Annotated in this window: 21 protein-coding genes; 10 read left to right on the top strand and 11 right to left on the bottom strand. The window is 66.9% G+C overall.

Annotated elements, in window-relative coordinates:
• The first annotated feature begins 16 nt into the window (after positions 1-16).
• The 3 genes from VG556_RS14635 to VG556_RS14625 all read left to right on the top strand — a co-directional run bounded on the left by VG556_RS14635 (position 17) and on the right by VG556_RS14625 (position 2,273).
• Positions 17-286, top strand: coding sequence for a hypothetical protein (locus tag VG556_RS14635; RefSeq protein WP_100450837.1), 270 nt, complete (start codon positions 17-19; stop codon positions 284-286).
• Positions 287-295: 9 nt separating this feature from the next.
• Positions 296-1,039, top strand: coding sequence for a pyridoxine 5'-phosphate synthase (locus VG556_RS14630; RefSeq protein ID WP_014645413.1), 744 nt, complete (start codon positions 296-298; stop codon positions 1,037-1,039).
• A 142-nt stretch (positions 1,040-1,181) separates the two neighbouring features.
• The gene (locus tag VG556_RS14625) at positions 1,182-2,273 is read left to right on the top strand and encodes a PA0069 family radical SAM protein (protein ID WP_111144234.1); all 1,092 of its coding nucleotides are present in this window, start codon (positions 1,182-1,184) and stop codon (positions 2,271-2,273) included.
• A 56-nt stretch (positions 2,274-2,329) separates the two neighbouring features.
• Here VG556_RS14625 and VG556_RS14620 read toward each other — a convergent pair whose 3' ends face one another.
• The 3 genes from VG556_RS14620 to VG556_RS14610 all read right to left on the bottom strand — a co-directional run bounded on the left by VG556_RS14620 (position 2,330) and on the right by VG556_RS14610 (position 5,705).
• A complete protein-coding gene (locus VG556_RS14620) occupies positions 2,330-3,037 on the bottom strand; it encodes a 2OG-Fe(II) oxygenase (RefSeq protein ID WP_100450839.1) in 708 nt (235 codons plus the stop codon).
• Between the two features lie 108 nt (positions 3,038-3,145).
• Positions 3,146-4,162 (bottom strand): class 1 fructose-bisphosphatase, encoded by a 1,017-nt coding sequence (locus VG556_RS14615; RefSeq protein ID WP_032957939.1) that lies wholly within the window; start codon positions 4,160-4,162, stop codon positions 3,146-3,148.
• A 340-nt stretch (positions 4,163-4,502) separates the two neighbouring features.
• Positions 4,503-5,705 (bottom strand): aromatic amino acid transaminase, encoded by a 1,203-nt coding sequence (locus VG556_RS14610; RefSeq protein ID WP_100450840.1) that lies wholly within the window; start codon positions 5,703-5,705, stop codon positions 4,503-4,505.
• 171 nt (positions 5,706-5,876) lie between these two features.
• On the opposite strand from VG556_RS14610, the gene VG556_RS14605 reads away from it, so the two are divergent.
• Positions 5,877-7,970 (top strand): TonB-dependent receptor family protein, encoded by a 2,094-nt coding sequence (locus tag VG556_RS14605; protein ID WP_100450841.1) that lies wholly within the window; start codon positions 5,877-5,879, stop codon positions 7,968-7,970.
• A gap of 79 nt (positions 7,971-8,049) precedes the next feature.
• On the opposite strand, the gene VG556_RS14600 is transcribed toward VG556_RS14605, so the two are convergent.
• Positions 8,050-8,394, bottom strand: a complete 345-nt coding sequence (locus VG556_RS14600) for a hypothetical protein (protein ID WP_014645419.1) — start codon at positions 8,392-8,394, stop codon at positions 8,050-8,052.
• A 146-nt stretch (positions 8,395-8,540) separates the two neighbouring features.
• Here VG556_RS14600 and VG556_RS14595 point away from each other — a divergent pair, with 146 nt between their 5' ends.
• The 3 genes from VG556_RS14595 to ligD all read left to right on the top strand — a co-directional run bounded on the left by VG556_RS14595 (position 8,541) and on the right by ligD (position 12,517).
• Positions 8,541-8,939 (top strand): hypothetical protein, encoded by a 399-nt coding sequence (locus VG556_RS14595; RefSeq protein ID WP_014035432.1) that lies wholly within the window; start codon positions 8,541-8,543, stop codon positions 8,937-8,939.
• 161 nt (positions 8,940-9,100) lie between these two features.
• Positions 9,101-10,021: a Ku protein gene (locus VG556_RS14590; protein ID WP_100450842.1), complete on the top strand. Its 921-nt coding sequence runs from the start codon at positions 9,101-9,103 to the stop codon at positions 10,019-10,021.
• A 3-nt stretch (positions 10,022-10,024) separates the two neighbouring features.
• Complete coding sequence (ligD, locus tag VG556_RS14585; protein WP_100450843.1) at positions 10,025-12,517, top strand: DNA ligase D; 2,493 nt, start codon at positions 10,025-10,027, stop codon at positions 12,515-12,517.
• Here ligD and VG556_RS14580 read toward each other — a convergent pair.
• The 4 genes from VG556_RS14580 to VG556_RS14565 form a co-directional block, all read right to left on the bottom strand.
• Positions 12,477-12,806, bottom strand: coding sequence for a hypothetical protein (locus VG556_RS14580; RefSeq protein WP_423180022.1), 330 nt, complete (start codon positions 12,804-12,806; stop codon positions 12,477-12,479). The two genes, ligD and VG556_RS14580, sit on opposite strands and share 41 nt — an antisense overlap.
• 166 nt (positions 12,807-12,972) lie before the next feature.
• The gene (gene adhP / locus VG556_RS14575) at positions 12,973-14,001 is read right to left on the bottom strand and encodes an alcohol dehydrogenase AdhP (RefSeq protein WP_014645423.1); all 1,029 of its coding nucleotides are present in this window, start codon (positions 13,999-14,001) and stop codon (positions 12,973-12,975) included.
• A gap of 96 nt (positions 14,002-14,097) precedes the next feature.
• A complete protein-coding gene (eda, locus tag VG556_RS14570) occupies positions 14,098-14,736 on the bottom strand; it encodes a bifunctional 4-hydroxy-2-oxoglutarate aldolase/2-dehydro-3-deoxy-phosphogluconate aldolase (RefSeq protein ID WP_049408883.1) in 639 nt (212 codons plus the stop codon).
• Positions 14,737-14,853: 117 nt separating this feature from the next.
• Positions 14,854-15,444, bottom strand: coding sequence for a cysteine dioxygenase family protein (locus VG556_RS14565; RefSeq protein ID WP_014645425.1), 591 nt, complete (start codon positions 15,442-15,444; stop codon positions 14,854-14,856).
• A 240-nt stretch (positions 15,445-15,684) separates the two neighbouring features.
• On the opposite strand from VG556_RS14565, the gene VG556_RS14560 reads away from it, so the two are divergent.
• The gene (locus VG556_RS14560; RefSeq protein ID WP_100450844.1) at positions 15,685-16,740 is read left to right on the top strand and encodes a LacI family DNA-binding transcriptional regulator; all 1,056 of its coding nucleotides are present in this window, start codon (positions 15,685-15,687) and stop codon (positions 16,738-16,740) included.
• Positions 16,741-16,846: 106 nt separating this feature from the next.
• Here VG556_RS14560 and phhA read toward each other — a convergent pair whose 3' ends face one another.
• Positions 16,847-17,740 carry a phenylalanine 4-monooxygenase gene (gene phhA, locus VG556_RS14555; protein WP_100450845.1) on the bottom strand — a complete coding sequence of 298 codons (894 nt, stop codon included), beginning with the start codon at positions 17,738-17,740 and terminating at the stop codon, positions 16,847-16,849.
• Positions 17,741-17,865: 125 nt separating this feature from the next.
• Between phhA and VG556_RS14550 the strand changes: the two genes are divergently transcribed.
• Positions 17,866-18,351, top strand: coding sequence for an Lrp/AsnC family transcriptional regulator (locus VG556_RS14550; protein WP_014645428.1), 486 nt, complete (start codon positions 17,866-17,868; stop codon positions 18,349-18,351).
• A 39-nt stretch (positions 18,352-18,390) separates the two neighbouring features.
• Here VG556_RS14550 and VG556_RS14545 read toward each other — a convergent pair whose 3' ends face one another.
• Both VG556_RS14545 and VG556_RS14540 read right to left on the bottom strand, forming a co-directional pair.
• Positions 18,391-19,383, bottom strand: coding sequence for a patatin-like phospholipase family protein (locus VG556_RS14545; protein ID WP_032958418.1), 993 nt, complete (start codon positions 19,381-19,383; stop codon positions 18,391-18,393).
• A gap of 203 nt (positions 19,384-19,586) precedes the next feature.
• Positions 19,587-20,606 carry a TIGR00266 family protein gene (locus VG556_RS14540; RefSeq protein WP_423180021.1) on the bottom strand — a complete coding sequence of 340 codons (1,020 nt, stop codon included), beginning with the start codon at positions 20,604-20,606 and terminating at the stop codon, positions 19,587-19,589.
• Positions 20,607-20,763: 157 nt separating this feature from the next.
• On the opposite strand from VG556_RS14540, the gene VG556_RS14535 reads away from it, so the two are divergent.
• A complete protein-coding gene (locus VG556_RS14535; RefSeq protein ID WP_049408885.1) occupies positions 20,764-23,034 on the top strand; it encodes a TonB-dependent receptor in 2,271 nt (756 codons plus the stop codon).
• Positions 23,035-23,122 lie beyond the last annotated feature (88 nt).

The following is a 23,122-nucleotide window of genomic DNA, read 5'->3' as shown; positions in this document are numbered from 1 at the left end:
TCCGGGGAGCCCGACTATGTACTGGTTGTACCTGCTGCTGGCGCTGAGCTGCTTTGCCTTCGCCCTGAAGACCCCGAGCGCGGGGTTGATGACCCTGTGCCTGCTGGCGGCGCTCGGCTTCCTGCTGGCCTGGGTGCGCGGCCGCTACGTGGCCCGCTTCGGTGACCTGCAGCGCGACCCGGCCACGCTGATCGATGCCGAGGAGCTGCGCCGCCTGCGCGAACAGGCCCAGGTCCGCCGCACTGACGACCACAACGACCACGACCCGTCCCCTCTTTCCAAGTAGTCCCGTTCCATGACCCAGCTCAGCGTCAACGTCAACAAGATCGCCGTCCTGCGCAATTCGCGCGGCGGCGCCGAACCGGACGTGGTGCGCGCCGCCCAGGCCTGCCTGGATGCCGGCGCGCATGGCATCACCGTGCATCCGCGGCCGGACCGCCGGCATATCACCGCCGAGGACGTGCTGGCCCTGTCCACGCTGACCCGCGCGCGTGGCGTTGAATTCAACATCGAAGGCAATCCGTTCGCGCCGCCGCGCGAGGGCTACCCGGGGCTGCTGCCGCTGTGCGAACAGACCCGTCCGGCGCAGGCCACCCTGGTCCCCGATGATGATGGCCAGATCACCTCCGACCACGGTTTCGACTTCGAACGCGATGCCGAGCGCCTGCGTCCGCTGGTGGCTGCGCTGAAGGCCATGGGGTGTCGGGTCAGCCTGTTTGTTGACGCGGGCAACCCATTGCTGGAGCAGGCAGCCGAGGTGGGGGCGGACCGCATCGAGCTGTATACCGGGCCCTATGCAGAGGCGCATGCGGCGGGCGATGCCGATGCGATGCTGGCGCTGTTCGCCACTGCTGCCCGACGAGCGCAGGCCGTCGGCCTGGGTGTCAATGCTGGCCACGACCTGTCGCAGGACAACCTGCGCGACTTCCTGGCCCACGTGCCGGAGGTGCTGGAGGTGTCGATCGGTCATGCGCTGATCGGCGAGGCACTGTATGACGGGCTGGATGCCACCGTGCGCGGGTACCTGGCGCTGCTCTGATGCATTGCAGCCGAGCGTAGGCTCGGCTCCACAAGGTCTCTGCATCAACTGTAGAGCCGAGTCCATGCTCGGCTCAGCCTCGCCCTGAACCCTTCAGGCGGCCGTCGCAGCCATTGAGACGGCCACGACGTACCCTGCCGCAATGGGTATTGCGATCAAGGGCCGAGGTTCCACGTCCCACCTTGCCGGGCGCTTTGAAAGCACCGTCAGCGAGACGGTGGACGACGGCTGGGCGGTCGACGAAAGCGAAGAGTTCCTCGCCCCGCGCCTGCGCACCGAAGTACGCGCCGAAACCGCGCGCAGCATCATCACCCGCAACAACTCGCCCGACGTCGGCTTCAGTCAATCGGTGAATCCCTACCGCGGTTGCGAGCACGGCTGCTCGTACTGCTTCGCCCGCCCTTCGCATGCCTATCTGAACCTGTCGCCGGGGCTGGACTTCGAGACCAAGCTGTTCGCCAAGACCAATGCGCCGCAGCTGCTGCGCAAGGAACTGTCGAAACCGGGCTATGTGCCGCAGCCGATCGCACTGGGCATCAACACCGATGCGTACCAGCCGATCGAACGCAAGTTCAAGCTGACCCGCCAGCTGATTGAAGTGATGCTGGAGACCCGGCATCCGTTCTCGCTGATCACCAAGAACGCACTGGTCGAGCGCGACATCGATCTGCTCGCGCCGCTGGCCGCGGAGAACCTGGTCAGCGTGCACTTCTCGGTGACCTCGCTGGACCCGCATCTTTCCGCGAAGCTGGAACCGCGTGCATCAGCGCCACATGCACGGCTGCGCGCGATGAAGCGCCTGCATGACGCCGGCATTCCGGTCGGTGTGATGGTGGCGCCGGTGATTCCCTGGATCAACGACAGCGAGCTGGAAGCCGTGCTGGAGGCTGCGCACGGCGCAGGTGCGAGCACCGCCGGTTACGTGCTGCTGCGCCTGCCGCTGGAAGTGGCACCGCTGTTCCGCGACTGGCTGGATACGCACCATCCCGATCGCGCTGCGCACGTGATGAGCACCATCCAGCAGCTGCGCGGTGGCAAGGACTACGACAGCCAGTTCGGCACGCGTATGCGTGGCCAGGGCGTGTATGCCGATCTGTTGAACAACCGCTTCAAGCTGGCACGCAAGCGTCTGGGCTTCAATGCACAGAACAGCCATTGGCCGAAGCTGGATTGCAGCCGTTTCCAGAAGCCGCTGCCGCCGAAGAAGGAGTCGCCGCAGGGCTCGTTGTTCTGAGTCCATCAGTCGAGCATGGCTCGACTCTACATACGCGGCCGACGAGCAGCTCGGCATTACCCCCCAAACAACTTCTGCGCACTCTGGAACAGGATCCAACTCGTCGCGATGAACTTGTCGCCACCCTGCGGCCGGTTGCCACGATGGGTGTGGGTGAACGCCGTCGGGGCGATCAGCAGGCTGCCGGTACGCGGCGCGATCTTGCGGCCCTGGAACAGGAACTCGGTTTCACCTTCGTCAAAGTCGTCGTTGAGGTACAGCGTCCACAGCACATGCCGGTGCAGTGTCTCGGCCTGCGCATCCTTCGGGTACAGCTCGCAGTGCCAGTACGGGTAGCCGCCCTCGCCCGCCGCATACCACTGCAGGTTGATCGCACCCGGGCGCAGGCAGGTGCGGGCCAGGTCGGCCAGCTGCTGCTGCGGCATGTCGGGGAAGTCCTCGGCAGACAGGCGTCGCAGTTGGCCGTTGCTGTCCTGGATCTGCAACATCAGTGGGGCGATCAACGCCTGTGGATAACGGCGTAGATAAGTCAGCAGGCCGTTGAACACCGCAATCTGCAGCTGCTGATCAACATCCTGCCAGCCGTCCAGGCCGCTGATGCGCAGATCCTTGCTGTGCTTGAGTTCCGGGAACACGCCACTGCCCACCGCACCGGGCAGCAGGCCACGCGTGGCACGCATGCGCTCGACGATCGCCGCGCAGACCTCGCTGGGGACGGCGTTGTGGATGACTTCGATGAAATCGACCGGGCCCTGCTCGTGCATGCGTGCGTTCCTTAGGCGGCAACGGCTTGATGGTGCCGTTTGCCGCCCTCGGTGTCACCCCACGGTCATGTCATCGATCTGCCATGACCGCTGTCAGGCGATCGGTTGTCAGCCCTGTGCGTCGTCGTGTGCGTGGTGGTAGCGCACGGCCTCGGCCACTTCCTCGCGCGAACCGAGGAACACCGGCACGCGCTGGTGCAGCTGGTCGGGCTGGATGTCGAGGATGCGCTCGCGGCCGGTCCAGGCGGCACCGCCGGCCTGCTCGACCAGCAGGCCCATCGGGTTGGCTTCGTACATCAGGCGCAGCTTGCCGGCCTTGGACGGGTCCTTCTTGTCCCACGGGTAGATGAAGATGCCGCCGCGGGTAAGGATGCGATGCACGTCGGCCACCATGCTGGCGATCCAGCGCATGTTGAAGTTCTTGCCGCGTACGCCTTCCTTGCCCGCCAGCAGGTCGCCGACGTAGGCCTGCATCGGCGCTTCCCAGTGGCGCTGGTTGGACATGTTGATCGCGAATTCCTGGGTGGCCGCCGGGATCTGCATGTTCTCGGTGGTCAGCACGAACTCGCCCTTCTCGCGGTCCAGGGTGAAGGCGTGGGTGCCATGGCCGACGGTCAGCACCAGCTGGGTGCTGGGCCCGTAGATGCAGTAGCCGGCGGCGATCTGCTTGCTGCCCGGCTGCAGGAAGGCGTCGTCGCCCGGCAGCTCGACATTGGTCGGGCAGCGCAGCACGGAGAAGATGGTGCCGACGGAGACGTTGACGTCGATGTTGGAGCTGCCATCGAGGGGATCGAACAGCAGCAGGAAATCACCGCGGGGATAGATGTCCGGCACCGGCTGGCTGTGGTCCATTTCCTCCGAGGCGCAGGCGGCGAGGTGGCCACCCCAGGCGTTGGCTTCGAGCAGGATCTCGTTGCTGATGACGTCGAGCTTCTTCTGCGCTTCACCCTGCACGTTGCCGGTACCGGCGTCGCCGAGCACGCCACCGAGGGCGCCCTTGCTGACGGCGATGGAGATGCTGGTGCAGGCGCGGGCGACGACCGCGATCAGCTGGCGCAGGTCGGCATTGATGCGGCCGGCGTGCTGTTCCTGGATCAGGAAGCGGGTCAACGAAGTACGGGACATGAGCGGGCAGGTCTCGGCAGCGGGAAAACACCTATTGTCGCCCGTCTGGCGGGGGCGTGCGTGAGCGCGGGAAGCCGTAATCGTTTCCAGATGCGTTGCGCTTGTGGCGCCTTCCTTTTGTCGAGGCGCGTGGAAGGGGGAGGCGATGCAGGACACGCTGCAAGTACGTCCATGTAAGCTCGATGGCGCCATCCATGGCGCCAACGGTCCTGCATCACCTCCCCCTCCCACGCGCTTCAGGGTTCGCCGCGAGCGCGGTGGGGATGGCAAAGGCAAGAGCAAAAGCAAAAAACAAAGGCGCCTTTCGGCGCCTTTGTCCTCAAGCTACTGGAGCGTTGCTTCAGCCCTTGGCGACGGTGGCCACGGCCTTGGCGACGTATTCCAGGTTGTTCTGGTTCAGCGCGGCCACGCAGATACGGCCGGTGCCGACGGCGTAGATGCCGAACTCGTCGCGCAGGCGCTCGACCTGCTCACGGCTCAGGCCGGAGTAGGAGAACATGCCGGCCTGCTCGTTGATGAAACCGAACTGCGGTGCACCGGCAGCGGCCAGCTTCTCGACCAGGCCGTGGCGCAGGGCGTGGATGCGCTCGCGCATCTCGGTCAGCTCCTGCTCCCACATCGCACGCAGTTCCGGGTTGGTCAGCACGCCGGCCACCAGTGCAGCGCCGTGGGTGGATGGGCTGGAGTAGATGGTGCGGATCACGCGCTTGACCTGCGATTGCACGGCCTTGGCGTCAGCGGCGGTCGGCGCCACCATCGACAGCGCACCCACGCGCTCGCCATACAGCGAGAACGACTTGGAGTACGAGTTGGCGACGATGAAGCTGTCGATGCCGGCTTCGGCGATGATGCGCACCGCTGCGCCGTCCTGCTCGATGCCCTTGTCGAAGCCCTGGTAGGCCATGTCGATGAAGGGGAACAGCTGCTTGTCCTTCAGCAGTTGCGCGACCTGCTTCCACTGGGTGACCGTGAGGTCAGCGCCGGTGGGGTTGTGGCAGCAGGCGTGCAGCAGCACCACGGTGCCGGCTTCCAGCTTGCCCAGGTCGGCCAGCATGCCGTCGAAATCGACGCCATGGGTGCCCGGGTCGAAGTAGGTGTAATCCAGCACCTCGAAACCGGCGGCGCTGAACACCGCACGGTGGTTTTCCCAGCTCGGGTTGCTCAGCGCAACGGTGGCGTGCGGCAGCAGCTTCTTCAGCACGTCGGCGCCGACGCGCAGCGCACCGCTGCCACCAACGGTCTGCGCGGTGGTCACGCGGCCGGCGGCCAGCAGCGGCGAATCCTTGCCGAACACCAGCTCACGCGTCGCCTGCGTGTACGCCGGCAGGCCATCGATCGGCAGGTAGCCGCGCGGTTTGGCTTCAGCGGCGAGCTGCTGCTCGATCTGCTTGACGGCGCGCAGCAGCGGAATGCGGCCGCTCTCGTCGTAGTAGATGCCCACACCCAGGTTGACCTTGGTCGGGCGGCTGTCGGCGTTGTACGCCTCGGTCAGGCCCAGGATCGGGTCGACTGGGACCAGTTCCACGTTTGCAAAGAAGGACACGGCGGTACTCGTTCGGTAGACGGAAAGGGGGAGGAAGTGCGCTACGCGGTCCGCGGCTTTTCGGCCGGAAACATCCCATCGTAACAAAGCCTGCCGGGGCTGGCCGCCGCCATCGTCATCCGCGGCCCCGTACCATGGCGTGCGTTGCCGCCCGATCCATCAACCTGAATCATGAATCCCGCCGCACGACGCCGTTGCCTGCCGCTGTCCGCCCTGCTGCTGTCGCCTTGGACGGCGGTGGCCGAGCCTGCGCCCACCGCCCTGCCTGCGGTGCAGGTACAGGCCGCCCGGGTGCCGGGCATCGATCCGTTCGCGCTGCCGGCCAGCCAGGACACGGTCTGGATCGACGCCAGCCGCGCGGGCACCGGTGCGCAGCTGTCTGAGGCCTTGGCCGGGGTCCCCGGACTGCTGGCACGTGACCGGCAGAACTTCGCCCAGGACACGCAGCTGTCGATTCGTGGCTTCGGCGCACGCTCGACCTTCGGCGTGCGCGGGGTGCGGGTGCTGATCGACGGCGTGCCGGCCACCATGCCTGACGGCCAGGGCCAGCTGTCGCATGCCAGCCTGTTGGGCGCCGAGCGCATCGAGGTGCTGCGCGGGCCGTTCTCGGCGCTGTACGGCAATTCCTCCGGCGGCGTGCTGCAGGTCTGGAGCGCGCAGGGCCAGGCCGGTGACCCGTGGCGGTTGCGCGTGAATGCCGGCGCCGACAACACGCTCAGTGTCGGCGCACAGCTCAAGGGTGCCGGCCCAGCGCTGGACTACAACATCGCGGCCAACCACTTCCGCACCGATGGCTGGCGGGACCACAGCCGTGCGCGCCGCGAATCGCTCAACGCACGCATTGGTGGTGATCTAAGCGGTGGGCGGCTGGAGCTGCTGCTCAATGCGCTGGATGCCCCCGATGCGCAGGATCCGCTGGGCCTGAGCCGTGCCCAGGTGGCGGCTGATCCGCGCCAGGCCACGGCAGTCGCGCACCAGTACAACACCCGCAAATCGGTGCGCCAGCAGCAGGCTGGCCTGCGCTGGACCCGGGAGACCGGGGCAGAGCGCTGGCAATTGATGGGCTATGCCGGCCAACGCACGGTGACCCAATACCTGCCGATTCCGCCGGCACCCCAGACCAACAGCCCGCTGCATGCCGGCGGCGTGATCGATCTGCAGGGCGGGTATGGCGGGCTGGACGCGCGCTGGGGCTGGCACGGCGACCTCGCCGGCCGGCCGCTGGACCTGGTGGCCGGGCTCAGCGCCGACCGCCAGCGCCAGCACCGCACCGGCTACGAGAACTTCGTGGGCAGCGCCCTCGGGGTGCGCGGGCGCCTGCGCCGTGACCAGATCGATACCGTGCAGAACGTGGACCAGTTCGCCCAGGCCTGGTGGCAATGGAGTCCGCGCTGGTCGCTGCTGGCCGGGGTGCGCCACAGCGCGGTGCGTTTCGACTCGGACGATCGCTACTTCACCCCCCGCAACCCGGATGACAGTGGCCACCGGCGCTACCAGGCGACCACGCCGGTGGCAGGCGTCAGCTTCGAGGCCAGCCCGCAGTGGCGCCTGCATGCCGCCGTGGGGCGTGGATTCGAGACCCCCACCGTCAACGAGCTGGGGTATCGCGCCGATGGTCAGGCGGGTCTGGCGCTGGATCTGGCGGCCGCCCGCAGCCGCAGCCTGGAGCTAGGCAGCAAGTGGCACGCACAGGATGGAACTCGGCTCGATGTCAGCCTGTTCCGTGCAGATACCGACGATGAGCTGGCAGTTGCAAGCAACATCGGCGGTCGCAGCACGTATCGCAACATCGGCCGCACCCGCCGCCAGGGTGTGGAACTGCAGTATCGCCAGCCGCTGGCCGAGCAGCTGGAGCTGCAGCTGGCGTGGACCTGGCTGCAGGCGCAGGCGCGTTCGCCGTACCTCACCTCCAACACCCTGGTTGCCGCCGGCAGCCGCCTGCCCGGGGTACCGCGCCAGCAGGCCTTTGCCCGGCTGCAATGGTCGCCCGGCCAGTGGCAGTGGGCGCTGGAGGCCTCCGCCGGCAGTGATACCGTAGTCAACGACGTGGCGACCGAACGCGCGCCCGGCTTCGCCCTGCTGCATCTGGAAGGCGGCCGTCGCTGGGCCCTGCCGGGTGGCGAGCTGCGCGCCTTCGCCCGGATGGAGAACGTGCTGGACCAGGCCTACATAGGCTCGGTGATCGTCAACGATGGCAACGGGCGCTTCTACGAACCGGGACCGGGACGGCGGGCCAACGTCGGCCTGCAATGGTCGTGGCGTTGAAGGGGTAGTGCCGGCCGCTGGCCGGCATCGCGCCGTGCAGGAGGTCAGGAGGTTGCCGGCCAGCGGCCGGCACTACCCGTCAGTCGGGGGCCTTGGCTGGCACGAACGGCGATGTCGGGTCGCTGGCCGGGAAGGTCTCCTCCAGCGCTTCGTCCTGGTTGTCGCTGGCGCGCTGCTTGCGTTCGCGGCGCTTGAGCGGGCTTTCCTGGCCACCGCGATGGCGGTCACCGCCATCCTTGCGGTCCTGCGCTGCCTGTTCAGCCTCGTGCTTCACCGGCAGATGGTCGCTCCCGTGCTCGGCATCGAAGAACGGTGCGCCGGTGCCACGGTAGTCGGCGTTGTCGGCATCGCGTTTGCCGCGCTGCTCGCCCGGAATGGGCGGGTGGTTTGCGCGCAGCGGGTCGCGGGAGGTCTCTCGGCTCATGGTCTGGCTACCTGCGCTTGGGGTTCCCACTACACCGCGACGCAGGTAAAGCCGCCGCGAACCTGGCGTCATGAACATCTCGCTCACCCGCTGGTAACGGCACCGCGCGTATTCCTGCCCACCCGCCCCCGCTGCAGGAGCCGGCCATGCCCCGTCTTGAACGACCCGCACCGTCCGTGTTCAACGCCCTGCTCGATCCGCTCGGCCAACGTACCGCGCAGCGCCGCACGCGCCGCCATGAGGATCCGCAGGCGGTGGCCCAGGACTATCTGCAGTACATGCTCAGTGACTACGAGGAACGTCGCGGGCAAAGTCATCGCAACTGGCGTGACCTGTGCCCGGTCTATGCCTTCGCGTTGACAACCCATGCTGCCGACTGGCCGCGCGGCGACGCTGCCGATACCTGCGAGGAATTGGCCGAGCACTGGGAACAGATGCGCGGGCAGTCGCGGCTGGGCTGGTCGCAGGCGCGGCCGGTGGTGGAGGACGCCTGGCGCGCGCTGGACCATATTCCGGCGGCGGCGGTGAGGCCGTTGCTGCAGTAGTGCCGGCCGCTGGCCGGCAACCCCAGGACACTTCAGGCCGCGAGCTCTGCTGGCCGGCCGACACTACCGCACCTGCGTGGAACCCACGTGCACGGTATCGACACGGGTGGTTTACACCGCCCATCCGAAGCTGGGTGCCCTGCCCCATCAAAGGTGCGTCCATGGCCCGCCCGATCTGGACCGGTACGCTGTCCTTCGGACTGCTCAATGTGCCGGTGTCGCTGATGTCCGGCGAACGCAAGGTTGACCTGCAGTTCCGCATGCTCGACTCGCGCGATCGCAAGCCGATCCGTTTCGAAAGGGTCAACGCCGACACCGGCGAGGAAGTGCCCTGGAAGGACATCGTGAAAGCCTATGAGTACGACAAGGGCAGTTATGTCGTGCTGGAGGAAGGCGACATCCGCTCGGCGGCGCCGGAAAGCCACGAAGCGGTGGAGGTGGAATCCTTCGTGGACGCAGCGCAGATCGACCCGCGCTACTACGAGAAGCCGTACCTGCTGGTGCCCGGCAAGAAGGCCGAAAAGGGCTACGTGCTCCTGCGCGAAACGCTGCGCAGTACCGGCAAGGTAGGCATTGCCCGGGTGGTGGTGCGCACGCGCGAGTACCTGTGTGCGGTGATGCCGCATGCGGACGCGCTGGTGCTGATGATCCTGCGCTATCCGCAGGAACTGGTGGATCCCGAGGACTACAAGCTGCCTGCCGGCAAGCTGTCCGACTACCGCATCACCAGCAAGGAAACGGCGATGGCCGAGCAGTTGATCGAGTCGATGTCCGGCGATTGGGACCCATCGCACTACCACGATGAATTCCGCGAGCGCCTGCAGCAGGTGCTGAACAAGCGCATCAAGTCCAAGGGCGGTACCACGCGGGTGGAAGATGAGCCCGCACCACACGAGGATGCGACAACGAACGTTGTCGACTTCATGGCGTTGCTGCAGAAGAGCCTGGATGCGAACAAACGCACGCCGGCGAAGAAGGCCGCAACGCGCAAGGCAGCTACAAAGTCGACGGTGAAGAAGGCCGCAAAGAAGACAACGAAGAAGGCTGCAAAGAAGGCCGCACCACGGCGCAAGGCAGGTTGAACCATGTCGCTGCACCAGTACCGGCGCAAGCGCCGGCTTGGCGGAGGCACAGGGCAGACGCCGGAGCCTGACGACACACCCGCACGCGGTGATCCGCAGCGGCGGCCAACCTTCGTCATCCAGCTGCACCATGCCAGTTCGCGCCACTATGACTTCCGCCTTGAGATGGACGGCGTGCTGAAGAGCTGGGCAGTGCCGAAAGGTCCTTCGCTTCGCGTCGGCGAGAAGCGGCTGGCCGTGGAAGTGGAAGATCACCCGTTGTCCTACGCTGGCTTCGAGGGCGACATTCCCGAAGGCCACTACGGCGCGGGGCACGTGGAGGTGTTCGATCAGGGCACCTGGGCCTGCGAAGGCGATCCACTGCAGGCGCTGGCAGCTGGAAAGATCGACTTCGTACTGCATGGACAACGCCTGGCCGGTGGCTGGAAGCTGGTGCGCACGGCAATGAAGGGACGCCAGGTGCAGTGGCTGCTGATCAAGCGCGACGACGAGCAGGCGCGCGATGCCGAAGCAGACGATCTGCTGGATGCGCACGTGCCCAAGCGCGCATCCACCGTGATGAAGCGCACTGAGGGGAAGGCAGGGCGTGTTGTGCCCGCCGCACGCACGGCTACCCGCAAGGCCGATGCACGCTGGCATGCGCGCGCGCTGAAACTGGACGGTGCACGTGACGCGCCCTACCCGCATGGGTTCAAGCCGCAATTGACCGATCATCGCGACAGCGCGCCGGACGGCGCGCGTTGGCTGCACGAGATCAAGTGGGACGGCTATCGCCTGCTGGCCGATCTGCACGACGGCGAGGTGAAGCTCCGCTCCCGCAATGGCCTGGATTGGACCGATGACTTCCCCGAGGTCGTGCAGGCTGTGCAGGCGCTGCCGGTGCGCGATGCGCGCCTGGACGGTGAGCTGGTGGTGCTGGACAAGGAAGGGCGCAGCGATTTCGCAGCGTTGCAGCGCGTGATCGATGGAAGCTCGAAGCAACCGCTGCGCTACATCGTGTTCGATCTTCCGGGTGTGGCCAACGCGGACATCAGTCGTGCGCCATTGCTGGAACGCAAAGCGCTGCTGAAGGATCTCATCGGACCCGTGCCCGGCATCCTGGCCTTCAGCGAACACGTGATCGACCAGGGTCCACAGGTGTTCGATGCCAGTGGCCAGGCGGGATTCGAAGGCATCGTCAGCAAGCAGGTGGACGCGCCGTACGTGAACGCCCGCGCACGCAGCTGGGTGAAGGTGAAGCACGAAGACACCGACGAGTTCGTGATTGTCGGCTACACGGCCCCCAGGGGCTCGCGGGTGGGTTTCGGATCATTGTTGCTGGCAACGCCGGACAAGGAGGGTCTGCGCTATGTGGGCCGCGTCGGTACCGGCTTCGACGACGAGAACCTGCGCGCGCTGCTCAAGGCATTGCAGCCACTGGCAGTAAAGACGCCCGTGCTGCAGCTTCCGGCGCATGTGCCGTTCCGCGCCGCCAGCGTGCGCTGGGTGAAGCCGGTGACGGTGGCGGAAGTGGCGTTCCGTGGCTGGGGCAAGGAAGGCCTGCTGCGCCAGGCCAGTTTCAAGCGGCTGCGCAGCGACAAGCAGAAGGAGGACCTGGGAATGAGCAACGCAACAGCAGTTGCTGAAGCCGGGGGTGAGGTCCAGATCACGCATCCGGAGCGGGTGGTGTTTCCCAGGCAGGGACTGGGCAAAGGCGACGTGGCCGACTATTACCGGCGCATGGCGCGCTGGATCCTGCCCGAAATTGCCGGACGGCCGCTGTCATTGCTGCGCTGCCCCGATGGGGTGGGCAAGGCCTGTTTCTTCCAGAAGCATCATGGCCCCGGCCTGGGCGACGCGGTGCACGCGGTGCCCCTGCAGCAGAAGAGCGGCCGCGAGGACTATGTCTATATCGACGACGCACGGGGCCTGCTGCAGCTGGTGCAGATGAACACGCTGGAGCTGCATCCGTGGGGTGCGACCGTAGCAGACACCGAGCATCCGGATCGACTGGTATTCGATCTCGATCCTGGCAACGGCGTCAGCTGGGCACAGGTGAAATCGGGTGCACGTGATGTGCGTGATCGTCTGCAGCAGGTGGGCCTGGAGAGCTTCGTGCGGCTGTCTGGCGGCAAGGGGCTGCATGTGGTGGTACCACTGCAGCCCAAGGCTGGCTGGGACGAGGCGAAGGCGTTCTGCGAGGCCTTTGCGCAGGCAATGGCAAAGGAGCAACCTGATCGCTATGTGGCGACGATGAGCAAGGCCAAGCGCAGTGGCGTCATCTTCATCGACTGGTTGCGCAACACCCGAGGAGCCACCAGCGTGTGCTCGTGGTCGCTGCGCGCGCGCGATTCCGCCGGTGTGGCAGTGCCGCTGCGCTGGGAGGAACTGGCGCGTATCAGTGCTGCCGACGCCTTTCCCATGGGCAAGGCGCTGGCGAGGGCGCAACGCCTGAAGAGTGACCCATGGCAGGGCATCACGCAGTTGAAGCAGACGCTGCCGTCGCTGAAGCGGTAGTGCCGGCCGTCCACATCGCGTAGCCACAGCCCAGCGCGATCAGCGACCAGATCGAGAAGCCATGCGAACGCGGCCAGCAGGGGGCGTAATAGGTGGCAAAGGAAACGCCCGCGATGCCACCAAGAACGCTGAAGGTGAGGTCCCAGCCCAGCTGCACGCTGTTGTTGTCCGGCGACAGGCCCAGCAACGGGGGCAGCCAGCTGGCGACGCTGCTGACCAGCGCAAGCGACAGGACGCCGCCGATCAGGGCGACGATGGACAGGAACAGGGTCTTGAGCAGGCCGGGCATGCGCGCATTGTACGGCGGCCACAGAGTGCCCGCGTTGCCGGCCAGCGGCCGGCACTACCGAACCGCCTGGGGTTTGTCGGCCAGCGGCCGGCACTACCGATGAATCGGCATGGCCGCCGCGTCCGTGGGAGAGGGGGACGGAGCGACGGCGGCCATGCACGGGCGGTCAGGCAGCGAAGTCGAGTACCACGCGGCCCTCAATGGTGCCCGCGTGCATGCGCGCGAACACGTCGTTGATGTTCTCCAGGCGGTCGGTGCTGACCGTGGCCGCGACCTTGCCTTCGGCGGCGAACTGCAGCGACTCCTGCAGGTCCAGCCGGGTGCCGACGATCGAGCCGCGCACGGTGATGCCGTTGAGCACCATGCCGAAGATGTCCAGCGGGAAATTACCGGGCGGCAGGCCGTTGAGCGAGACGGTGCCGCCACGGCGGACCATGCCCAGCGCCTGCTCGAACGCCTTCGGTGAGACCGCCGTGACCAGGGCGCCGTGCGCGCCGCCGATCTCCTTCCTGAGGAAGGCGGCCGGATCGGTGGTACGCGCGTTCACGGTGATCTGCGCGCCGAGCTGCCGGGCCAATGCCAGCTTGTTGTCGTCCACGTCCACCGCAGCCACGTTCAGGCCCATCGCACGGGCGTACTGCACCGCCATGTGGCCCAGGCCACCGATGCCGGAAATCGCCACCCAGTCGCCGGGCTTGGTGTCGGTGACCTTCAGGCCCTTGTAGACGGTCACGCCGGCGCACAGCACCGGTGCGATCTCGACGAAGCCCACGTCCTTCGGAAGCAGGCCGACATAGTTGGCATCGGCCAGTGCGTACTCGGCGAAGCCGCCGTTGACCGAGTAACCGGTATTGCGCTGTGTCTCGCACAGCGTTTCCCAGCCACCCAGGCAGTGTTCGCAATGGCCACACGCCGAGTACAACCAGGGGATGCCGACCCTGTCGCCTTCCTTGACGTGCCCTACCCCGCCTCCCACGGCCACGACGTGCCCCACGCCCTCGTGGCCGGGGATGAACGGCGGGTTCGGTTTCACCGGCCAGTCGCCCTCGGCGGCGTGCAGGTCGGTGTGGCAGACGCCACAGGCCTCGATCCTGACCAGTACCTCGCCCGCCCCCGGGCGTGGTACCGAGACTTCCTCGATCACCAGTGGCTTGCCGAACTCACGCACGACAGCGGCCTTCATGGTCGAATTCATGTTCGGATCTCCGTAGTGCGCTTGCCCACAGAATGACGCCGGCACGAGGCCGGCGCTTTGATCACGATCAAACCTTTGAAGATTCGCCGAGCAGGTTCAGCTGGCCAGCACGGACGCCTCGCGGGCCAGGCGTTCGATCGCCTCCCAGTCGCGGGTCTGCAGCAGTGCCGGGGTGGTCAGCCACGAACCGCCCACGCACAGCACGTTGGGCAGGTGCAGGAACTGCGGTGCGGTCTGCGCACTGATGCCGCCGGTCGGGCAGAAGCGCACATCGGCGAACGGACCGTGCCAGGCGGCCAGTAGCGCGGCGCCGCCGGTCTGTACCGCCGGGAAGAACTTGAAGGTGTCCTGGCCATGCTCCAGGCCCAGGATCAGGTCCGAGGCGGTGGCGGCACCGGGCAGGTACGGCAGGTCGGCATCACGCGCGGCCGCATACAACGCCGGCGTGGCACCGGGGGACACCGCGAAGCGCGCGCCGGCCTGCTTTGCTGCCTGCATCTGCGCGGCGTCGAGTACGGTGCCGGCACCGATCACCGCGTCCGGCACGGCCTCCACCATCGCCTTGATCGCATCCAGCGCTTGCGGCGTGCGCAGCGTCACCTCGATTACCGGCAGGCCGCCGCGGAACAGTGCCTGGGCGACGTCGACCGCTTCATTCACATCTTCGGGGGTGTACACCGGGATCACCGGTGCCAGCTTCAACAGCGCGCGCAGGCGCGGATCAGCGCTGGACATGGTCTTGCTCCTTGCCCGACGGGGCATCGCGGATCGCCGCCGGGTACGGCAGCGCAGCGGCGCATGATGCCACGTGGCTCACGAAGGTGCTGGCAGCGTCGCCCCGCCCTGCCCCGGTCAGGCCGGGTCGGCCTGCAGCGCCTGGATGCGGCGCTGGTACCAGTCGCCACCGAGCGGGTCGAACACCGCCGAGCGCTCCATCTGCGACTCGTACACGTGCACAGAAATCGCCAATGCGTCGTCGCTGGCGTTGCGCAGGGTGTGGTACTCGTGCGGCGGGATCAGGCTGCCGGCACTGCCGCAGCCTCCGCGCAGCGTGGCGTGGCGGTGGAAACGCCAGCGCTCGCCGGCGCGCTCCAGCAGCTCGTAACGGGTGATCTCCAGTTCGCCCAACCACACTCCCTCCACACACCACATGGCATCGTGGTCGTGCAGCGGCGTGCCCTGCCCTGGGCCCCAGCTCATGGCGATCACGCTGTAGCCGTGTTCGCGGCTGTGGTACAGCGGACGTCGCGCGTAATGATCACTGACCGGCCGATGCACGCATTCGGGCAATTCGATGCGGCTGTCGGTTATGGCTTCCTGCAGCGCCAGCTGCAGGTCGGCGGTGATGCGCCCGGCATCACCGGCGGTCACCGCCGCGTCGACTGCAGCGATCAACCGGTCGCGGCCACGGAACGGCGGAAACGGAGAGGTCTGCAGGTCCATGCACCTGACTGTAGCGGAGCATGGTTAAGGGAATGTTGGCGTTCGCGCGCGTCGCGTCCGCATTCAGGGTGAACACGCGCAGAAGAACGGTTCAGATGCAGAGGCACTAGAGCGATCACAAGGGAACCTCGCGAAGCAAAACGTGTCGAACACGACGCGATTCAGATCCGCTGCGACGTTCCGCAACTTCGCATCCGACGGGTGCAAGGCTAGAATTCTCCGACTTACCTGGTTCTATACATGTCAGTGCGAAATATGAGCGATGCCGCGTTGCCGGCATCGAAAGGCAAGGCTGCCACGATCAACGACATCGCACGACTGTCGGGAGTTTCCAAGAAAACGGTTTCAAGAATCATCAACAACTCGCCGCTGGTGCGCAAAGACACCCGCGACAAGGTCGAGGCGTTGATGCGCGAGGTCGGTTACGTGCCCGACCCGCTGGCGCGCGGACTCGCGTTCCGCCGCTCCTTCCTGATCGGCCTGGTGTATGACGACCCCGGCGCCCAATGCATTGTCGACCTGCAGCACGGCGCGCTGGAAGCGCTGCGCGGCACCGGCTATGAGCTGGTGGTGCACCCGTGCAACAGCCAGGATCCGGACTGTGCGGACGGCGTGCGCCGTTTCGTGCAGCAGCAGAAACTGCATGGCGTGATCCTCGGCCCGCGCGCCTCCGAATCGATGGCGCTGGCGCAGATGCTCGACGCGATCGACTGCCGCTACATCCGCATCAACGCGCATGCGTCGGAAGAAGACGTGCAGGCGGTGGTCACCCACGATCGCGATGGTGCGGCGGCGGCTGCGGGCTACCTGCTCTCGCTCGGCCACCGCGACATCGCGGTGATTGCCGGTCCCGGTGACCGGCGCGCTGCCCGCGAGCGGACCCACGGCTTCCTTGATCGGCTGGCCCAGGTCGGCGTGACCCTGCCGGGCGAGCGCGTGCTGGAAGCGGGCGACACCTTCGAGTCCGGCGTGCATGCCGCCGAACGCCTGCTGATGGGCGGACAACGCCCCAGTGCGATCTTCACCGGCAACGACGAAATCGCCGCGGGCGTCTACCAGGTGGCATTGCGTGCGGGCATCGCGGTGCCGCAGCAGTTGTCGATCGTCAGCTACGACGACAGCCCGCTGGCGTCGCGGCTGTGGCCGCCGCTGACGTCGGTACGCCGCCACGTCTCCGACATCGGCCGCATGGCTGCCGCGATGCTGGTGCAGACCGACGTACCGGAGGCGCCGGCTGCGGCCAGCGTGCATCCGCAACTGATGGTGCGCGGTTCCTGCCGGGCCGTGGACGGCTGAGTGTCCTGCCCTCGCCTGCGCCGTCGCGACAGAACGGTGCAGGCAACAACGAAAACGGCGCACCAGGGTGCGCCGTTTCCACTGCGAAGCGGTGTGCGTTACGCGCTTACACGTCGCCGCCGTCGGCCCAGCCTTCACCCGTGCCCTTCTGGAACACGCGGTCATCGCCCTGCACCTCGCCGGCCGGCAGATGCGCCTGGTCGGCCAGTGCCGCGTAGATCGGGGTGAAATCCGGCGACGTCGCCTGCATCAGCTGTTCGAAGCTGTCGATGACGAAGTAGGTCTTCTGGAAGGTGTCGATGCGGTACTTGGTGCGCATGATCCGCTGCAGGTCGAAACCGATGCGGTTGGGCGCGGGCGACTCCAGCGAGTACAGCGACTCGCCCTTCGACGACACGATGCCGGCGCCGTAGATGCGCAGGCCGTCGGGCGTATCGATCAGGCCGAATTCCACCGTGTACCAGTACAGGCGGGTCAGGTTCTGCAGTGCATCCGGGCCGATCGCGTGGGCCTTGACGCCGCCACGGCCGTACGCCTCCATGTAGTCGGCGAACACCGGGTTCATCAGCAGCGGCACGTGGCCAAACAGGTCGTGGAACAGGTCCGGTTCGGCGATGTAGTCGATCTGGTCCGGGCGACGGATCCACCAGGTCACCGGGAAACGGCGGTTGGCCAGGTGGTCGAAGAAATCCAGTTCCGGCAGCAGGCCTTCAACGCCGACCAGGGCCCAGCCGGTGGCGGCGCCCAGTACTTCGTTGAGCTGGTCGAAGCGCGGAATCATGTGTGCGCTCATGCCCATCTCGTCCTGCGCGTCCAGGAACTCCTGGCAGGCGCGGCCGACCAGCAGTTCGCGCTGGCGCTGGTACAGCGTGCTCCAGGTGGCGTGGTCATCGGCGCTGTAGGTGTCCCACGGCTGCTCGACGAGCGCGGTGGTATACACCGGCACGTAGCCCTTGTCGGTCTGCTGGTGTTCGACGCGGCGGGGCTGGGCGAGGTCCATGGGGCACTCCTTGACGGGATACCCACGATGCTAGGGCAGGGCGCGCGCAACAGGGTTGCAAAAGTTGCGTCGATTGGCCTTGTTGGCGCAATATCCTTGCGTACTCACCATGTTGCGGGGCAACAATGGCCGGAGAAGTCCAGTTCGATCGCACGGATATACGTCTACTGGCTGAAATCCAGCGGGATGGGCGCGCCACCAACGCCGAGCTGGCGACACGGGTGAACCTCTCGCCCTCGGCCTGCCTGCGCCGCCTGCAGCGGCTGGAAAGCGAGGGCGTGATCGTCGGCTATGGCGCGCGGCTGGAACCACGCCAGCTGCGCCTGGGCCTGCAGGCCTTCGTGCGCGTGCAGCTGGAAAAGCATGACCAGGCCGCCATCGGCCACTTCGTGGACAGCGTGCAAGCGTGGGACGAGGTGGTGGCCTGCCATGCGCTGACCGGCGACATGGACTACCTGCTGCACGTCTACGTGCGCGACCTGGAGCACTTCTCGCACTTCCTGCTGGACCGGCTGCTCAACGCCGGCGGCGTGGCCGATGCCAATTCCAGCTTCGTGCTGCGAACGGTGAAGGGTTTCCAGGCGTTGCCGTTGTCGCAGCTGGAGCCCTGAGCAGCCACCAGGCGTGCCCGGTGGCCTGGCATCAATGGATCAGCACTTGTCCTTGCGGCCCATCAGCTTGCCCAGGCGCGAGGCTTCCTCGCACTTTGGTGCGGCCACCGGCGCGGGTGCCGCTGCGGCGGCGCGCGCGCGCTGCAACTGCTGGATCTTCGCGCGGATCTGCGGCATGGCCGCCATTGCGGCCTTCTCGCCTTCCAGGATCGCGGTGCCGCGCTGGCTGAAATCGGCGGCGCCGATGTCCAGTACCTTCGGACGGATGACGATGTCGGCGCGCGCCAGCTCCTGCTCGCCCAGGCGCTGGCCCATGATCGAGATGGACTGGTTGACGATGCCCAGCATGTCCGTCGGTGCCTTGCCGCTGGCCTTGCTGGAGATGTCCACGGCGATCACGAAGTCGGCGCCGAGCTGGCGCGCGGCATCCACCGGCACCGGGCTGACCACGCCGCCGTCGATGTAATTGCGGCCGCCGATCTTCACCGGCTCGAACACACCGGGGATGCTGCTCGACGCGCGCACCGCCTGGCCGACGTTGCCGCGCACGAAGATCGCGCGCTCGCCCGTTTCCAGCTGGGTGGCAACGGCGGCGAACGGTTTCTTCAGGCGCTCGGCGGGACGGTTGGCGACCTGCTCGTTGACGTAGTCCTGCAGCTTCTGGCCCTGCACCAGGCCACCGGAGAACAGGCGTACGTCGCGGATGCTGGCTTCGTCCAGCGCGACTGCCTTGCTCTGCATCTGGAAGGCGTCCATGCCGCTGGCATACAGCGCACCGACCACGCTGCCGGCGCTGGTGCCGGAGACCACGGCCGGCTCGAAGCCGTTGGCTTCCAGCATCTTGATCACGCCGATGTGCGCGAAGCCCTTGGCCGCGCCGCCACCGAGGGCGATGCCGATCCTGATCGGCTTGGCCTGCGGCACCACGGTCGGCGCCGGCGGCGGCGTGGGGCGGACCGGGTCGCCACCGCAGCCGGCCAGCAGGCCGATCAGGGCGACGGACAGCAGCATGCGGGGGCGGAACAGGCTCATCGGCAGTGCGCTCGCGGCGCTGGATTCAGGAAAGGGCGCCAGCATACCGAAGCCGTGGCGGGGCGGGCAGGGTGGGGGGAACTCCCTATTCAGCAAAAAAACGTGAATCGCTTCTGGTGGGTGCGGACCTTGGTCCGCACAAATGCCTGGTCGCGCGCTGAAGGAATGTGCCAACCAAGGTTGGCACCTAGCAAATGAGTGGGTCAGAACCGGTTGTCACCATCCAGCATCCGGCCCAGGCCGCCCAGCACCGAGCCTTCGCCGCGGCTCTGGCCGCCGCCCTGCGGTGCGGCCATCCACATGCGGCCGGCCAGGCGCGAGAACGGCAGCGACTGCAGCCAGACCTTGCCGGGGCCGGTCAGCGTGGCCAGGAACACGCCTTCGCCGCCGAACAGCATGCTCTTGATGCCGGCCACCCGGCGCACGTCCATGTCCACGCTGGAGTGATAGGCCACCACGCAGCCGGTATCCACGTCCAGGCGCTCGCCGGCGGCCAGCTCGCGCTCGATCACGCAGCCGCCGGCGTGGATGAACACCCAGCCGTCGCCTTCCAGCTTCTGCATGATGAAGCCCTCGCCGCCGAACAGGCCGGTCATGATCCTGCGCTGGAACTGCACGCCGATCTGCACGCCGCGCGCGCCGGCCAGGAAGCTGTCCTTCTGGCAGATCAGGCGGCCGCCGTGCTGGTCCAGTTTCATCGCCAGCACCGTGCCGGGGTAGGGCGCGGCGAAGGCGACCTCGCCCTTGCCATGCCCGCTCTGGGTGTAGACGGTGGCGAACAGGCTCTCGCCGGTCAGCACACGGCGGCCGGCGGCCATCACCTTGCCCATGAAGCCGCCCTGGTCACCGTTGGCAGCGCCAAACACCGTGTCCATCTGCACCGTGGCGTCCTTGAACATCAAGGCGCCGGCCTCGGCGATGGCGCTCTCGCCGGGGTCGAGCTCGATCTCCACGAACTGCATTTCATGGCCGACGATGCGGAACTCGATGTCGTCGGCGCGGCCGCCGGCGCCGGCGGGGACCGGGACCGGCGGCGGTGTGTTGGGCATGCCCGGGGCTGGAGCCTGCAGCTCGGCCACCTCGGCGATCGGCGTCCACCCACTCATGCCCTGGCACCATGCCAGGGCGCGTGGATTGGCCTGCGCGTAGCGGCGTGCGGCCCCGTCATCAAGCGGGCCGATGCGCTCGGCCTGGGCGGAGGCATGGAAGTACCACTGGGTCATGGCGGCGGGTCCGTCGCGTGGAAACCCCGAGTCTAGCGAGCGCCCGGGGGTGCCGGCGACGGGGCCATGAACGGCGGGCATTTGCGGCGTAGGTGCTGTATTGCAACAATTATCTGGTAGCGCCGTTTTACCACCCCTCCAAACACAGCCTACCGCCATGTCCCCGACCCGCACTTCCCGTGGCCGATTTCCGGTCGCGCGCCCCCTCGTTGCCGCTCTTTCCGCCCTGCTGCCGCTGGTAGCAGCCGCCCAGGAAACCCCCGCTGCCAAGGATCCGGTTGCCCTCGACGCCCTGCAGGTGACCGCGCAGCGCCGTGTCGAGAACGCCAAGGACGTGCCGGTCGCGCTCTCCGCGATCCAGGGCGAGAAGCTGGATGTGCTCGGTTCGGCCGGCGATGACATCCGTTTCCTGGCCGCACGCGTGCCCAGCCTCAACATCGAGTCGTCCTACGGTCGTGCCTTCCCGCGCTTCTACATCCGCGGCCTGGGCAACACCGACTTCGACCTCAATGCGTCGCAGCCGGTTTCGCTGGTGTACGACGACGTGGTGCAGGAAAGCCCGCTGCTGAAGGGCTTCCCGCTGTTCGACCTGGCCAACGTGGAAGTGCTGCGTGGTCCGCAGGGCACGCTGTTCGGCCGCAACACCCCGGCCGGCGTGGTCAAGTTCGATTCGGCGCGTCCGTCGCAGGATGCCGATGGCTACATCCGCGTCGGCTACGGCAGCTACAACAGCTGGAACGTACAGGGCGCCTACGGCGGCCCGCTGACCGATCGCTGGTCGGCACGCGTCTCGGCGATCTACCAGCGCCGCGATGACTGGGTCGACAACACCCGCGTCGGCGCTCCCAACAGTGGCTTCGAAGGCTATGACGAAGCCGCCGGCCGCGTGCAGTTCCTGTACGAAGGCGATGACTTCGAAGCGCTGTTCAACCTGCACAAGCGCAAGCTCAATGGCACCGCCCGCCTGTTCCGCGCCAACATCATCGAGAAGGGTGGCAACTCGCTGGTCGAGAACTTCGACCGCGACAAGGTGGCCAACGACGGCGTCAACTTCTCCGACCTGAAGACCTGGGGTGGCAGCGCGCGCCTGCAGTGGAACCTCGGCTCGGTGACGCTGCACTCGATCACCGGCTACGAAACCGCCGAATCGCTCAACCGGGGTGACATCGACGGTGGCTACGGCGCGGCGTTCCTTGGCGCCGGCAACTACGGCCCCGGCCTGATTCCGTTCTCGTCGGAGTCGGCTGACGGCCTGCCGCATCACCGCCAGTGGACGCAGGAAGTCCGCATCGAGTCCAACGAGTGGGGCCGCTTCGACTGGCAGGCCGGCGTCTTCTACTTCGATGAAGACGTGACCATCAACAACTTCAACTACGACTCGCTGGCCCCGGGCAATCCGCAGACCGGCCACGTGGTGCAGAACCAGCGCAACAAGGCCTGGGCGGTGTTCGCCTCGGGTGACTTCGATGTCACCGACCGCTTCAAGCTGCGTGCCGGCGTGCGCTACACCCAGGACAAGAAGGACTTCAGCGCCAGCGTGCTGCAGGCCGTTCCGTTCGGCACCCCGGTCAGTGGCCCGTACCTGGCCAACACCGACGTCAACGACGTCAGCTGGGACCTCAGCGGCGTCTACAAGCTGACCGACGACATCAACGCCTATGCCCGCGTGGCCAAGGGCTTCCGCGCGCCGTCGATCCAGGGCCGCCTGGCCTTCGCGCCAGGCCTGTCGCAGGCCGATTCGGAGAAGGTGATCTCGTACGAGGCCGGCATCAAGGCCGACCTGTTCGAGCGCCGCGCGCGCCTGGGCCTGAGCGTGTTCCGCTACAACGTCGATGGCCAGCAGCTGATCGCGGTGGGCGGCAGCAACAACACCGCCACCCTGCTCAACGCCGACAAGACCATCGGCCAGGGCGTCGAGCTGGACCTGGAGGCCTACCTGGCCGACAACGTCCTGCTGACCTTCGGCAGCAGCTACAATGACACCGAGATCAAGGACAAGAACCTGGCGGTGGCGATCTGCGGCGGTGGCTGCACCATCACCGACCCGACCACGGTGATCAACGGCCAGACCTATGCGCTGGTGAACGGCAACCCGCTGCCGCAGGCGCCGAAGTGGATCCACAACGCGACCCTGCGCGTGGGCTTCCCGCTCAGCGATGGCAGCGAGCTGTACGCCTACACCGACTGGGCCTACCGCAGTGCGGTGAACTTCTTCATCTACGAGTCGCCGGAATTCCGCGGCCGCAGTTCGCTGGAAGGCGGCCTGCGCCTGGGCTACAACTGGGATTACGGCCAGTACGACGTGGCGGTGTTCGGTCGCAACCTGACCAACCAGACCCGCGTGGTCGGCGCGATCGACTTCAACAACCTGACCGGCTTCCTCAACGAGCCGCGTACCTGGGGCGTGGAGTTCACCGCGAAGTTCTGATGCGGTGGTTGCGTTGATGCAATGCAGAAGGGCCGGCGCAATGCCGGCCCTTCTGCTGTGCGGGGTCAGAGCCCTTCCCTGCGGAAAG

This window comes from Stenotrophomonas sp. CASM106, assembly GCF_049384825.1.
Lineage (GTDB): Bacteria > Pseudomonadota > Gammaproteobacteria > Xanthomonadales > Xanthomonadaceae > Stenotrophomonas > Stenotrophomonas muris.
This window is presented reverse-complemented; position numbering and strand designations above follow the sequence as displayed.

Excerpts from the sequence above, each read along its gene's own strand:
- adhP (WP_014645423.1), bottom strand. The coding sequence starts at position 14,001 with ATGAATTCGACCATGAAGGCCGCTGTCGTGCGTGAGTTCGGCAAGCCA.
- eda (WP_049408883.1), bottom strand. The coding sequence starts at position 14,736 with ATGTCCAGCGCTGATCCGCGCCTGCGCGCGCTGTTGAAGCTGGCACCG.
- VG556_RS14605 (WP_100450841.1), top strand. The coding sequence starts at position 5,877 with ATGAATCCCGCCGCACGACGCCGTTGCCTGCCGCTGTCCGCCCTGCTG.
- VG556_RS14560 (WP_100450844.1), top strand. The coding sequence starts at position 15,685 with ATGTCAGTGCGAAATATGAGCGATGCCGCGTTGCCGGCATCGAAAGGC.
- VG556_RS14630 (WP_014645413.1), top strand. The coding sequence starts at position 296 with ATGACCCAGCTCAGCGTCAACGTCAACAAGATCGCCGTCCTGCGCAAT.
- VG556_RS14615 (WP_032957939.1), bottom strand. The coding sequence starts at position 4,162 with ATGTCCCGTACTTCGTTGACCCGCTTCCTGATCCAGGAACAGCACGCC.
- VG556_RS14540 (WP_423180021.1), bottom strand. The coding sequence starts at position 20,606 with ATGACCCAGTGGTACTTCCATGCCTCCGCCCAGGCCGAGCGCATCGGC.
- VG556_RS14600 (WP_014645419.1), bottom strand. The coding sequence starts at position 8,394 with ATGAGCCGAGAGACCTCCCGCGACCCGCTGCGCGCAAACCACCCGCCC.
- VG556_RS14635 (WP_100450837.1), top strand. The coding sequence starts at position 17 with ATGTACTGGTTGTACCTGCTGCTGGCGCTGAGCTGCTTTGCCTTCGCC.
- VG556_RS14545 (WP_032958418.1), bottom strand. The coding sequence starts at position 19,383 with ATGAGCCTGTTCCGCCCCCGCATGCTGCTGTCCGTCGCCCTGATCGGC.
- VG556_RS14535 (WP_049408885.1), top strand. The coding sequence starts at position 20,764 with ATGTCCCCGACCCGCACTTCCCGTGGCCGATTTCCGGTCGCGCGCCCC.
- VG556_RS14590 (WP_100450842.1), top strand. The coding sequence starts at position 9,101 with ATGGCCCGCCCGATCTGGACCGGTACGCTGTCCTTCGGACTGCTCAAT.
- VG556_RS14580 (WP_423180022.1), bottom strand. The coding sequence starts at position 12,806 with ATGCCCGGCCTGCTCAAGACCCTGTTCCTGTCCATCGTCGCCCTGATC.
- ligD (WP_100450843.1), top strand. The coding sequence starts at position 10,025 with ATGTCGCTGCACCAGTACCGGCGCAAGCGCCGGCTTGGCGGAGGCACA.
- VG556_RS14595 (WP_014035432.1), top strand. The coding sequence starts at position 8,541 with ATGCCCCGTCTTGAACGACCCGCACCGTCCGTGTTCAACGCCCTGCTC.
- phhA (WP_100450845.1), bottom strand. The coding sequence starts at position 17,740 with ATGGACCTCGCCCAGCCCCGCCGCGTCGAACACCAGCAGACCGACAAG.
- VG556_RS14565 (WP_014645425.1), bottom strand. The coding sequence starts at position 15,444 with ATGGACCTGCAGACCTCTCCGTTTCCGCCGTTCCGTGGCCGCGACCGG.
- VG556_RS14620 (WP_100450839.1), bottom strand. The coding sequence starts at position 3,037 with ATGCACGAGCAGGGCCCGGTCGATTTCATCGAAGTCATCCACAACGCC.
- VG556_RS14550 (WP_014645428.1), top strand. The coding sequence starts at position 17,866 with ATGGCCGGAGAAGTCCAGTTCGATCGCACGGATATACGTCTACTGGCT.
- VG556_RS14625 (WP_111144234.1), top strand. The coding sequence starts at position 1,182 with ATGGGTATTGCGATCAAGGGCCGAGGTTCCACGTCCCACCTTGCCGGG.